Consider the following 12,429-nt stretch of genomic DNA (forward strand, 5'->3'; position numbering starts at 1 on the left):
ATCAGTCATCTCCTTACTTCAAATCATTATCATCAAAAATATCGCCACATTCAGGGCAAAACTTTGGAGGATTTGCAGGGTTTTCTGGTTCCCACCCACATTTATCACAAGCATATTGCAATGCTCCTGTCGGTTTTTTAGCCCCACATTCACTACAGAATTTACCTTTATTGATTGTGCCACATACACATGTCCAGCCCTTTTCTACTGGCTTTGATGTCCCACAATTAGAACAAAATTTACCTGTATTCTCATGCCCACATGTACATGTCCAAGTATTAGAAGGGCTTGATTGTGTTTGCGTAGTTGCTTGCGCATGTTTATTTTGCTCGCTCATTTGGAATAGTTGACTTGCATTGACACCACCTGCTTGTGTTGCCATGTTCATACCCATGAACCCTGCCATCGCACCCCCATCGTTGTGTGCAGCAGCAATCATCGCTTCAGCCTGTGCACCAGTTAAGTGAGCAGCAGCCATCCCTGGATCACGCATTACTGCATTACGCTGTAGTTGTTTAATCATCGCTTCATCTTCTTCAGATGCCTTTAATGAACTAATTCCAAAAGACACAACAGCTAAACCGCGTGTTGCTAGCCATTTTTCTGATAATACTTTGTTAAGGGCATCAGCTAGCGCCACTGTATGGGCAGGTATTTCACTATAACGTACACCACTTGCAGAAATATGAGCAAAGGCTGGTTGTAACGCTGTCATAAGCTCTGTTTTCAATTGACTATCAATTGCGTCACGAGTATATTCGCTCTCTACATTTCCACAGACATTTGTATAAAATAACAATGGGTCTACAATTTTATAAGAATACTCACCATGACAACGAATTGCAATATCAATATCTAAGCCAATATTGCGGTCAATGACACGGAAAGGAATCGGTGCAGGTGTCCCATACTTATTGCCGACAATTTCTTTCTTATTAAAATAATACACACGCTGATCTTTTCCTGGCTCTCCACCAAAGGTGAAACGCTTTCCAATTTGCTTAAACGTCTCCGTAATGTTTGAAGAAAGGTCATCGCCATACATAATAGATGGCTCAGTAGATGTGTCATAGACATATTCACCGGATTCTGAAGAAAACTCCACCACTTTACCCTGCTCGACAATCATCATACATTGCCCTTCATTGATTGCAATGATAGAGCCATTACTAATAATATTATTATTTCCTTTATTTGAGCCACGTTTTGAAGAGCGTTTTACACCTTTAGTGACAAGCACATCCGCTGATAAAGACTCACAGTAGAAATACTCTCGCCACTGATCTTCTAATACACCTGTTAATGCACCAATACCTGCTTTTAATAAACCCATTTTATTTCCCACCTTTAAATAAATACTTAACACTATTTTATCATTAAAAATATTGAACTCACTATTGTATTACGCAGGAAAGCACAATTTGTTTCAAAATTTTTGCTCGGACGTTATTTCCCTATCGAAAAACCTTCAAAAAATTTCCCACCGTACGGCTCAAGTACTTTGTCCACTAAATTTATTATCTGTTCTTTAGCGCCCGTTTTATAAAAAATATCAAAAGCATTAATAAACTGTTGCGTAAATGTCTCGTCATATTGCATTAATGCACGTACTATCCATTTCGAATGACCAATCCATTGACGGTTCGTTCTTAACACAAATTCACTTACCAATTCAGCAAGTGCATTCGCTATAAATAATTCTTCTGCTTTATTTGAGCAACCTACAAGATCATCCAATGCATCAGTGATAAAATATTGTTTTCTTTTAATCGTTTGTTGTGACCATTTCTCTGGCCCCATTTCTAAAAGTTGATTCGCTTCTTCTTTAATAGCATCAATTATCCCGTTATCTTTTAAAATGATACCTTCTGAAACCATTCTTGGCATGGAAGGTCTCGCTCTTTTATAATCTTCGTCAAAATACTGCTTATACGATGTCAAATTATGTACAAACACCTCTATCGCCCAACCAAACGCTCTAAAAGACTCTCTATAAGATGTCATGCGATAATTATCAAAAACAACGATATCTAGGTCAGATGTATCTGTTGCTTCACCTCGAACTACACTGCCAGCTAATAACGCTCCATCGCAATTAGGGAAATGCTTATTAATAAACCGTTGTGCTGCATCGATTGCATTGCCCCTTTTTAAATGATCCATTTTACCACCTCTAATTTGCTATGCAATTTCTATACTTGAACATTCGACATTTACGGAAAGGTTCCTGTCAGAAAAGAATAAAATTGTAAATAATAACAAATTGTTAAAATCATGTATAATAACTATGTGGAACTATTTTACTTGATAGTACTTTTGTTGGTAATTTTCCAAACAGGAAGGAGCTATAACATGGAGCATCATGAAATTTTAACGATTACGAATTTGACAAAAAGTTATGGCAGTAAGGAAATATTAAAAGGAATCGACTTACATGTTTCAAGAGGAGAAATTATTGGTTATATCGGTCCGAACGGCGCTGGCAAAAGTACGACTGTTAAAATCATTTTAGGAATCGAGGCCGAATACGGTGGAGAAATAAAGCTATTTGGAGAAGATATTAGGCAAAATAACATTGAATATAAACGAAAAATTGGCTATGTGCCCGAAATAGCCGATGTTTATGATAATTTAACTGGTTACGAGTATTTGACCTTCATCGGCCAGCTTTACGGTTTAAATTTTGAGTTTGCCGCTACTAAGTCTAAATCATTAATGGAATTGTTTGGTGTTGGAGAAGCATATCATGCAAGGATATCCTCGTATTCAAAAGGTATGAGGCAAAAGCTATTAATTATCGCTAGCCTTATACATAATCCAGATTTACTGTTCTTGGATGAACCTATTAATGGCTTGGATGCAAATAGTGTAATGATTTTCAAAGAGATTTTAACGCAATTAGCAGCCCAAGGGAAAACAATTTTTTATTCCTCTCATATCATGGATGTTGTCGAAAAAATCAGTAGTCGCATCATTTTATTGAACGATGGAAAAATCGCTGCTGACGGAACATTTGCCCAACTACAAACAGCTAATACCGCAGGAACTTTAGAAGGGATTTTCAATCAACTTACAGGTTTCCATAATCATAAGGAAATTGGTGAACAATTCGTATCGGTAGTCCAGGAGGTGTAGAAATGAAAGATTTCAAAATCCTGCAACTGCTTGATAAATTGCATTTTATTTTTCGCAAACTAGGCATTGATTATCAGATTATGAGACAAATCCTTCATATTAAACTAACTATGGATGAAAGAAAAGTACCGACCATCTTTAACCAAAACAAAAAAGATCAGAAAAATAGTTACATAAAGTCTTTATGGATTTATGCACTATACGGCCTTGTGCTAATTCCATTTATCGTCTTTGGCCAAAACTATCATTTTCAGATGAGCATTGCTTTTGGTATGATAATTTTTATCATCATGACAACATTAATCTCTGACTTTTCTTCAGTACTTTTGGATGTACGTGATCGAAGCATCCTCTCAACTAAGCCCATCACTGCTAAAACGGTGAACGCTGCCAAATGTATGCATATACTCATCTACTTAACTTACTTAACAATTGCCTTAACAGCAATTCCGCTTTTAGTCGGCTTATTTACTCAAGGGGTATTATTCTTTCTATTAACTGTACTAGCACTTATCTTCATTAATATTTTCATTGTCGTTTTAACGTCGATTTTATATATTGTGATTTTGAGATTTTTTGATGGAGAAAAACTAAAGGATATCATCAATTATGTGCAAATCGGTTTATCATTGGTTTTGATGATTGGTTACCAAGTACTGATTAGATCCTTTGAATTTGTTGATTTTAATATAGTCGTAACGTCTAATTGGTGGAGTATTTTCATCATCCCGATGTGGTTTGCTGCTCCATATGAGCTAATCCTTAATGGGAATAACTCATTTTTCATTATTTTATGTACTATTTTCTCTGTCATCGTACCACTTTTATCAATATTGCTTTATATTAGGCTTATCCCTACATTTGAACGTAATTTACAAAAGTTATTAGGTACAAGTAAATCAAAAAAAGAAAAGAAAAGTCGCTTAAAAGATTATTTATTAACGTTCATTTGCCGAACATCAGAGGAAAGAGCCTTTTACCGATTTGCCTCCCTTATGATGAAACAAGAGCGAGAGTTTAAATTGAAGGTTTATCCATCTTTAGGCTTTTCATTCGTCATTCCTTTTATTTTTATATTTAATATTATTCGTGCAGAAGATGTTGATTATTCTGTCAGTATGAGCTATTTAAACATTTATTTTAGTATGCTAATCATCCCGTCAGCCGTGATTATGCTTGGCCATTCAGCAAAGTTTAAAGCAGCTTGGATATATAAAGTCTTCCCAATTAAAGAATATACAGACTTACAAAAAGGCAGTCTAAAAGCTTTTCTAATAAAGTTGTATATTCCTTTGTACATTGTCCTTAGCATCGTATTTTGCTTTATTTATGGCCCAAGAATCATTCCAGATTTATTGACTGTTTTAGTAGCAAGCTGTTTGTACAAGATTATTTGTTATGTAGGTTCTGGAAGTAAGATTCCCTTTACGAAGCCCTATGACGAAATCGGTGATGGACAGAGCTGGCAGTCCTTAATCTTATTTATTCCTTTAGGTATTCTAGCAGGTCTGCACTATTACATGGCGACACGCATTTCCTATGGCACAATTATTTATTTGATAGTACTTCTAATCGCGAATTTCATTTCTTGGAAGCTCATGTTTAAACGATCTAAGCATTAGTACAAGGGGCTTCCGATAAGCACTATTCGAATTAATAAATAATAAAATCCACTTGCTATTAGTGGTCACAGTGTAAACTGTTTCTACTAGTGCAAGGTGGATTTTTAAAATTTGTATCCTTTTAATGAGCAGTTCGTGAGTATCATTCTTTACAAATCATGACTCATTACGATTAATTCCCCTTTTATCCCCATTACTCTTTCACCTTTATCGGTATATCCGCATTTCTTGTATAGTCCTTGTGCGGCTTCATTCTTTACATTTACAGCCAATACAATTTCATTTATCTCACTATACTGTTTTTTTACAAATTCAGGCAATAGCATTAGAGCCTTTTTGGCATATCCTTTCCCTTGATGACGGTAATCAGTTGAAAAGGCTCTTATTAATATCGCATTTTCATTATTAGAATATGGCTTTACCCCCTCTTTTCGATGTAATACAAAGAAAACAACAAGCTTTCCTTCATCGATAGCTAAAATTGAGTGACGATTGGCATCCACTTTAGAAAGTTCAAGACATTCCTGAGGTGTTCCTGTAAATTCAAGTTGTTCTTCAGTTAATTGATACTGTTCAATTAACGGCATAAAGCTGTCTTCAAATATGTATAATTGCATGGTTTCTCCCCCTAGAACATTTGTTCTTATTGTATCAATATTATGTTTGATATTCAATATAAAAATGTATTATTGTGGTATATTAACCAAGTTGTTTAACAACTTTATAAGGAAGAAACTAGCAAAACAAAAGACAGCACCAGCGATTTGTTCTGGTACTGCCTTCATAATTGATGCTCTTATTCGTATTTTAAACGCGGAGCGATAACAGCCTTTGTTCTAATTTCTTTCAATAGCAATTTCTTTATATTTCGCATCCCAAGCTGGGTCAATTTTACTTAAAGAAACCGGGCGTAACGTTTCTTTATGCGCTAGAATATGTACTGATTGTGCTGTAGCAGCAATCGTGCCATCTTCATGTAAAATTTCATAACCATAAGTTGTACGTAGTCGATCATGTTTTTCTACCCAAGTGCGTACAGTTGCCACCTGGCCGTAGTGCATAGCTGCCTTATAAGAAATCGATAAATCCATTACTGGCGATACATAACCTTCTTTTTCTAATGCTGCGTACTCAAATCCTACATCACTTACTAACTGTGTACGTCCAATCTCCATCCAAATGATGTAGTTTGCGTGGTAGACGACGCCCATTTGGTCCGTCTCCGCATATCGAATCTCAATCTGTTTTTCACTCACAAACATTTTCTTCACCTCGTCCTACATTATAGCGTAAAAATATTGACTTGGCGGGGTTTAGGCTTGGGAGATTTCGATAGGTTGTAAAATGAAGGTTAAAAAATTTTGAAATTAACTTAAAATATCAATAAATACTCTACGCCATATAAACACATATATGTTACTTGCTTTATTTCTGATATAATGATGTACCACAGTATTCACAATGGTTTTCTTTTGGGTTTAATGCTGCAGCGCAATTTGGACAATTTAAAGCTTTAACCATCTCTACATCGCTCCCTTTCAAAATATCCAACTCAATAGTATCATTTAGTTTTTGTTGACGAGCCTTTGAACCTGGAATTTCACTTTCCCTTTCAAATCTCTCAGCTGCTGTTTCTCCTTGATCAATAGTTTTGTTATACTTCATAGGCTTTTTCCATAAGTAAATTCCTAAGTATATAAATATACTAATAAATATTAGTAAAATAAATATCGGTCCTATGAAGTAATTAGTTTGAATGACAGCTATAACTCCAGCCATAGTAAAAATAAATGCCCAAAACCATAAAAATAGTGATACAAGACGCAAAAAAAATTTCACTATTATCCCTCCTCATACACAAATATACAGAATTTAGAGGGATTTAACTATATCAATTTTGCATAATGGGTAATTTATCGCTTTCTCTTCCCCTTGCCATTACCACTTCGTTTAGCCTCCTTTTCAGCCTTTTCATCAGCAGCAAGTTTAATTTGCACAGCAGCTATAACGAATGCTTTTTCGTATTTGGGTAATGTATCAAATTCTGACGCCACTTATGAAGTTTGTGAAAGCAGTAATACGGCTGTTTGATGTAGTTTTCAAAGCAAAATAAAAACCCCTCGAATCCGCTCAAGGGGTCTTGCATTCTTCTATTTAGTTATTATGATAATTGTCGATGGCTCACTCTTCAGGTCATAGAAGTTTGGAAGAAGGAAGCCTAAGTTCCTATTAAGCTAATGTAAAACCTCTAGAACCATCAACTGCTAATGCCATAGCTAAAGCGTAGAATGCTCGACGAGCTCCAGCACAGTTCGGAGATTCTTTATCAGTGGTAGTAAGGTCTGTAGCAGAATCAACAGTTCCACTTGTATTTGAAGTATCGGCTAATATATCTAAGCGAGCCAAATCCCAAAGGCCAGAACGACCGTGCGATGGAAACTTACTTTGACCGTGTAAAGCTTGACCAACATCAAGTTGAAGTTTAATTGCTTTTGATACTTTATTATCCATACTTGCTATTCCTTGTCCTGTAATTCCAGGATAAACATTAAATAATCCAACCATAGCTTGATTGATTCCCTCACCTTTATTAGGCATTTGCCACGGATTTTTAATCAACTCGGATGAACCTAACATGGCATTTTCAGGAATATACATTCCCCAATATTTCGCTTGGCTAAACGAATGACTAACTAAGTTATTTTTAATAGTTGAATAGTTATCAAAAATCTCCTTGTAGGTATTAATTAATTGGGTAACCATAACTCCAGAATCCGAAACTATATTCGGAACAAGACTGTGCCATAATGAGGCTGTTGGGTTTTCAATTAAGCTTGCATAAATTTGCAAGAATGTTATTGAAAAAGCATTATATGCAGGAGAATCGAATCGAGCACGTAGCATATTATTTGTCAGGTTCACATCAGAAAACCCGTGAACAGGAAGTACTCTTTTTGCAGATAATGAATTGTTATAGGGCTCTTGCAGGAAACAACCTTTTGAAGCATTAGCCACTGAAGTATTGGAACCCCATTGAGTATAACTAAGAACATCTCGGATTGCATTTTTCAGGTTATGTGCAGGATCTAATGAAGCTCCAGTCTCATTAACCTTTACATCATATACATGCGCTGCCATCCAACAAGCAACAGCATTTAGTGAGGAATTAAGAATAAATCGTTCGTTTTTAGTACTAAAATATGCATGATGATTAATATAATCTTTACCGCTTGTACCTGGTTGAATACCAGCGAACGTAACCTTTCCCGAATCATCAAGAACAGTTGGATTATCTAAGTAATCATTCTGAGGATCAGTTGATAAATCCGCTGTAGTGATCCAATATCCGATTTGCCCCTCATATGGCCCAGCAGCAAAACGATATGATTTTTCTGAATCATCGTATGTCCAAGCAGACGGAGTACGATAATACTTTAAAATATTGTATTCTCTGGAACTTAATACTTCATTAGCAAAATGGTCTCGGTATTGATCTAACAATGTATCTACATTAGAAAATGAAACATCGCTCTGAGATTCATCTAATTTCTTAAGCATCGCTGTCCCAAGATAAATTAAACCTGCTAGTTGATCAATTGGATTCGTCGGAAAATTAAAAGCTTTATCGATAAGTTTTGGAATAACAGTATTAACAATTTCTTTGTAAACTGCATCATGTTCTCCAGCTTGAGCCTTTTGTTGGGCGAACTGAGCACAGAACATCATTAATTGTCCAACACCTTGTTGAATTGGAGAAGAATTGAATGTTTCACTTGAACCATTTAATAAATAGTTTTGGATAAATTTTCTCACTCGTGGATATCGACCTTTATCCCTCTTATAAGGATGTTTTATAGATAACTGCTCAATAGGTAGTAAAAACGCTTCTGCGAAGGCTTGAGCTTCTTGCAAGGGTGTAAATTTAGTCAAATTAAATCACTCCAATTTTTTATTTTTCACCTTTCTCTATTAAGATACCTAATCTTTTTAAATAATTAGGCCGGCCATGTATGTCTTGCCTCGAACGACTTTATGAGGCGCTGGTCGGTCGTCGGTCTGTCTTTCCCTAATATTTAGGATTTTATAAATACCAGGGGAGGAAACCTTTACCGCACAGAACCTACCTCCGAGTTTACATTATTGTTTTAATCTTAACTAATATTGAAAGTATGGCAAGTTTGGAAAAAATACTTTATGATTTTCTTATTATGTTCATTTTCCAACTAACAATGGAATAATAAACCATCAAAATCCTCAATTTGTTTCTGGTTCATCTTGGTGCGTAACACAAGTCGTAAACGGAGTAGAGAGCCCTTATTCAAATACAATAACGTTTCCGTAAATAATTTCTTTATGACCTCACCATTCGGTGGGGTTCTCTTTTTATACAAAAGTTACTGCACAATTTTTTTCAACTATTACACAGCACTAGTTCTTTATTCTTCTTAAACTCCTCAAACCAATCATCATAATCACCATCTACCTTTTGCCGATTAACTCATGTTTCCTTGGTTTGATTACTCCCAACAACTCCAAATCAATAGCAATTAGAGCAGCGCTAACAATATGAATATTCAACTTGCTATAAATTAAATTGATAGAGAAATCAGCTTCCCCCATACCAATAAATTTTGGAATAAAATGTATCTTCCTTTTACTTTTCGATCCACTCAATCGTCACCTCTGCCCTCGGATTATCCGAATAACACTTATTTTTAATGAGTGATTATTCATACATTTGCCTCGTCATAATTGTAGAAAAAGGGACTATTATTAGAAAAATAATACTGATATTCCCTACCATTAGTGATACAATAAAAAACTATCAATAGAAGAACAAAGTAAACTCTATGGTGAAAATCAAGAAAAAGGAGTTGTAATGTTAGATGGAACAGATTACCCTTCAACAATCCAAAAATTCGGATGTTGAGACAATTGCTAATTTACGGGCAATTGTACTGCATGATGATTTAACTAGACTAGGAAGATTTGATGAAGAAAAGGTACGCCAACGCTTTCGTGATGCATTTGACCCAGTTCATACATGGATCATTAAAGTAGGTTCCTCCTTTATTGGTTGCGTAGCTTTTAAACCGATATTAGATGGGTATCTGGTGGAGCATTTTTATATTCATCCCAATTACCAAGGTAAAGGTATTGGTAGTCAGGTATTAAAATATCTTCTAAAACAAGATTATGTAATAGGAAAACGAGTGACATTAAACGTCCTGCAAGGAAGCTCTGCTCAACGTCTATATGAACGGTTTGGTTTTAAAGTGGATAGTGAGGATCTTATTGACATTTACATGTCTATGGTAGCAGAGTTGAATACAAATAAATGTACCGCCGTTCTCTCTGAAGTGGATGATTCCGAAATTGAGTAACATTATGCTTTTTACGAGACTCTCAGAACAGGTTAAATGGAGAACGATAACTTAAACATAATCAACCGTCCTTTTGTTGGACGTTTTCTTTAAGTCGAAAATCAACATTATGGTTTTACATAGCTAATTTAATAAAAAAGTCACTCATTATTTTTTAAAATGAGTGATTTTTTATTGCCCTATCAATATTTCTTCTACTCCTGATTTTAACGCATGTTGCGCACATCTCATCACTTCATCTTCACCAACTGTAGTTATGGTTACATCGTTTATCTAACTTCTTTGGCTTTGAGCCTTTTGTTAGTTTTGGCACAGCTGTGTATGACATTTTGATCTCTCCTTTTACAAGAACGTTCGTTTGTATTTATAACAGAACGATTGCTCTTTTTTTGACAAGTGTATATTTTTGAGAAATAAAAGAAGCCCAGGCTCAAAATTAATTGAGTACCTAGGCATTTCTGTTACATGATCAAATAGTTTTAGCCATAGTTATATTCGTAATTTCATAACCCATTTTTTCATATAAGCCACGTGCAATTTTGTTTTGACCAAAAACGTGTAAACCAATTTTATTTACACCTAACCCTTTAGCAATAGTTTCAATTTCTTTCATTGCTTTCTTAGCATAACCCTGCCCTTGATATTGTTCAAAAATCATAAAATCATAAATAAAACCTTCATTAGGTTTTGTAGGGTCTTTTTGTGCAATCCAAATCATTCCAACTAAAATATCATTGTGAAAGATAGAAAATAAATGATTATTCTCTGTCTGCTCATCTTTTGGTAGCAGTTGATTAAATGATTTCTTCGACAAATCAATCGCTTCATCTTCACTCCAATTTCCAGAAGCGATCTTGTCTTTTGCATAATCTTCAATTGCAAAACTGATATAATGTTTGAACTCTTCTTGGTTCATAGGTTTTAATGTAATCAATTTATTTTCCTCCCATTCTATTTTTCAATCTTAGCATTTTTTGAAAATTCTCCATACTAATTGGTATTACTTCATTTATTTACTATTTGCCTCTCCGCTATTGAATTGTACTATACAACCCAATTAAACAGTCAGTCATCATTTCTAAATTCTTTAGTAGTCTCACCTCCCGTTTATAAGCGCTCCAAAAAACGAAATCAACTAAGCAAATACATAGAATCGACCATACGACTTGAATTTGCTACTTGGCTTGCAGCTGTTACTGTTGTTACCGAATCCATTCCATCACCAATCCTTTGCCCTATTCAAAATAAAAAGCCCTGAGAAGCATTGAGATTCAGTAACGTTTACCATCGCCAATCTCGATTGTTCTCATAGCGGATAATAAATATCCTCCACAGATAATTGCGGAAGGAAAAATAAAAGAGCACCCAAGTGGATGCTCTTTATCATTATTTCTTTGTAATACTTAACGAAGTAACTTTAGTCGGATCACCAGGAGTTTATACAGCTACACCCAAAAGATTAGATAATTGCAAACTTAAAGAATCACCCGCAATTAAGTTTACTGTAGCTTTTTTAGTTAAATAATTCGTAGGTACTACTGGATTTACCACACTATCTGGAATTTGAGTTCCATTTAACTGTATTCTAGAAGAAACCAATATTGGTGTAATGAGATAAACATGATACTCAAGTTCATAAGTTCCTGATTGTTGAACTGTGAAAATAGTATTTCCTCCATTTATATTTACATTATTTAACTGTTGATCGTTAGGTAATGGGATATCTGTTCCACTCAATACCACAGCAATTGCTGCCCCAGTTGTGTTTTTTGCAGAGTTTAAAACTGTACTATTCTCGTCTTATCCTTCTCTGTCTCTAAGTTTTATAACGAGCCTTCACCGTACGAGCGACTTTCATCGCATACGGCGATCCGTCAGCGATAGATATTTAAAACTTATTTCCCTCAGATAATTATATATTAATTTAAATAATGTCAATACTGACGAATGTTAATAGTAATGTTAATAACAATATAAATAACGCTAAGCCTTTGCTTACGTTTACTATGTTACTAAACAATATGGGACGATTATGCCGTTTGCTGTACTTTCATTATTGTTAATAATTGCGTATATTCTTCATCTGCTAGCTGATTCTGCATAGCACCGTGCTCATATCGTTTACGATCAATTAAAAACTCATCGCAGCTTACCCAAAATGATACGTTTGGAACTTCTGGAACATTTGTAACATTTCATAAATTTAACTACATCGGACCTTAGTTTAAGGCTGTTTTCTCAAAGATTGTTGCTTCTGGTTTAGCTATCTTCTTCAACTAAAGCACCCT

11 protein-coding genes and 1 pseudogene are annotated in these 12,429 nt (G+C 35.0%); 3 read left to right on the forward strand and 9 right to left on the reverse strand.

Features of this window, described 5'->3' with window-relative positions:
- Positions 1–13 precede the first annotated feature (13 nt).
- Complete coding sequence (locus tag ACIQXJ_RS08140; RefSeq protein WP_403051927.1) at positions 14–1,333, reverse strand: SPFH domain-containing protein; 1,320 nt, start codon at positions 1,331–1,333, stop codon at positions 14–16.
- 113 nt (positions 1,334–1,446) lie between these two features.
- Positions 1,447–2,163 carry a nucleotidyltransferase domain-containing protein gene (locus ACIQXJ_RS08145; protein WP_403051930.1) on the reverse strand — a complete coding sequence of 239 codons (717 nt, stop codon included), beginning with the start codon at positions 2,161–2,163 and terminating at the stop codon, positions 1,447–1,449.
- A gap of 189 nt (positions 2,164–2,352) precedes the next feature.
- Between ACIQXJ_RS08145 and ACIQXJ_RS08150 the strand changes: the two genes are divergently transcribed.
- Both ACIQXJ_RS08150 and ACIQXJ_RS08155 read left to right on the forward strand, forming a co-directional pair.
- Positions 2,353–3,135, forward strand: a complete 783-nt coding sequence (locus ACIQXJ_RS08150) for an ABC transporter ATP-binding protein (protein WP_403051933.1) — start codon at positions 2,353–2,355, stop codon at positions 3,133–3,135.
- A 2-nt stretch (positions 3,136–3,137) separates the two neighbouring features.
- Positions 3,138–4,757, forward strand: coding sequence for a hypothetical protein (locus tag ACIQXJ_RS08155; RefSeq protein ID WP_403051936.1), 1,620 nt, complete (start codon positions 3,138–3,140; stop codon positions 4,755–4,757).
- A 149-nt stretch (positions 4,758–4,906) separates the two neighbouring features.
- Here the strand turns inward: ACIQXJ_RS08155 and ACIQXJ_RS08160 are convergent, their stop codons facing one another.
- The 5 genes from ACIQXJ_RS08160 to ACIQXJ_RS08180 all read right to left on the reverse strand — a co-directional run bounded on the left by ACIQXJ_RS08160 (position 4,907) and on the right by ACIQXJ_RS08180 (position 8,687).
- Positions 4,907–5,374 (reverse strand): GNAT family N-acetyltransferase, encoded by a 468-nt coding sequence (locus ACIQXJ_RS08160; RefSeq protein WP_403051939.1) that lies wholly within the window; start codon positions 5,372–5,374, stop codon positions 4,907–4,909.
- 219 nt (positions 5,375–5,593) lie between these two features.
- Entirely contained in the window at positions 5,594–6,019 is a 426-nt protein-coding gene (locus ACIQXJ_RS08165; RefSeq protein ID WP_403051942.1) for an acyl-CoA thioesterase, read from the reverse strand.
- A gap of 163 nt (positions 6,020–6,182) precedes the next feature.
- On the reverse strand, positions 6,183–6,596 hold the full coding sequence (locus tag ACIQXJ_RS08170; RefSeq protein WP_403051945.1) for a hypothetical protein: 414 nt from the start codon (positions 6,594–6,596) through the stop codon (positions 6,183–6,185).
- Positions 6,597–6,670: 74 nt separating this feature from the next.
- Complete coding sequence (locus ACIQXJ_RS08175) at positions 6,671–6,811, reverse strand: hypothetical protein (protein WP_402760470.1); 141 nt, start codon at positions 6,809–6,811, stop codon at positions 6,671–6,673.
- A gap of 175 nt (positions 6,812–6,986) precedes the next feature.
- Positions 6,987–8,687: a hypothetical protein gene (locus ACIQXJ_RS08180; protein WP_403051948.1), complete on the reverse strand. Its 1,701-nt coding sequence runs from the start codon at positions 8,685–8,687 to the stop codon at positions 6,987–6,989.
- Positions 8,688–9,643: 956 nt separating this feature from the next.
- On the opposite strand from ACIQXJ_RS08180, the gene ACIQXJ_RS08185 reads away from it, so the two are divergent.
- The gene (locus ACIQXJ_RS08185; protein WP_403051951.1) at positions 9,644–10,141 is read left to right on the forward strand and encodes a GNAT family N-acetyltransferase; all 498 of its coding nucleotides are present in this window, start codon (positions 9,644–9,646) and stop codon (positions 10,139–10,141) included.
- 469 nt (positions 10,142–10,610) lie between these two features.
- On the opposite strand, the gene ACIQXJ_RS08190 is transcribed toward ACIQXJ_RS08185, so the two are convergent.
- Together ACIQXJ_RS08190 and ACIQXJ_RS08195 are read right to left on the reverse strand one after the other, a co-directional pair.
- A complete protein-coding gene (locus ACIQXJ_RS08190; protein ID WP_401016510.1) occupies positions 10,611–11,075 on the reverse strand; it encodes a GNAT family N-acetyltransferase in 465 nt (154 codons plus the stop codon).
- A gap of 503 nt (positions 11,076–11,578) precedes the next feature.
- Positions 11,579–11,905, reverse strand: a pseudogene (locus ACIQXJ_RS08195) (BclA C-terminal domain-containing protein); the annotation flags it as partial.
- Between the last annotated feature and the right edge of the window lie 524 nt (positions 11,906–12,429).

The sequence above is a fragment of the Lysinibacillus sp. NPDC097868 genome (genome assembly GCF_044761135.1).
Classification (GTDB): domain Bacteria; phylum Bacillota; class Bacilli; order Bacillales_A; family Planococcaceae; genus Lysinibacillus.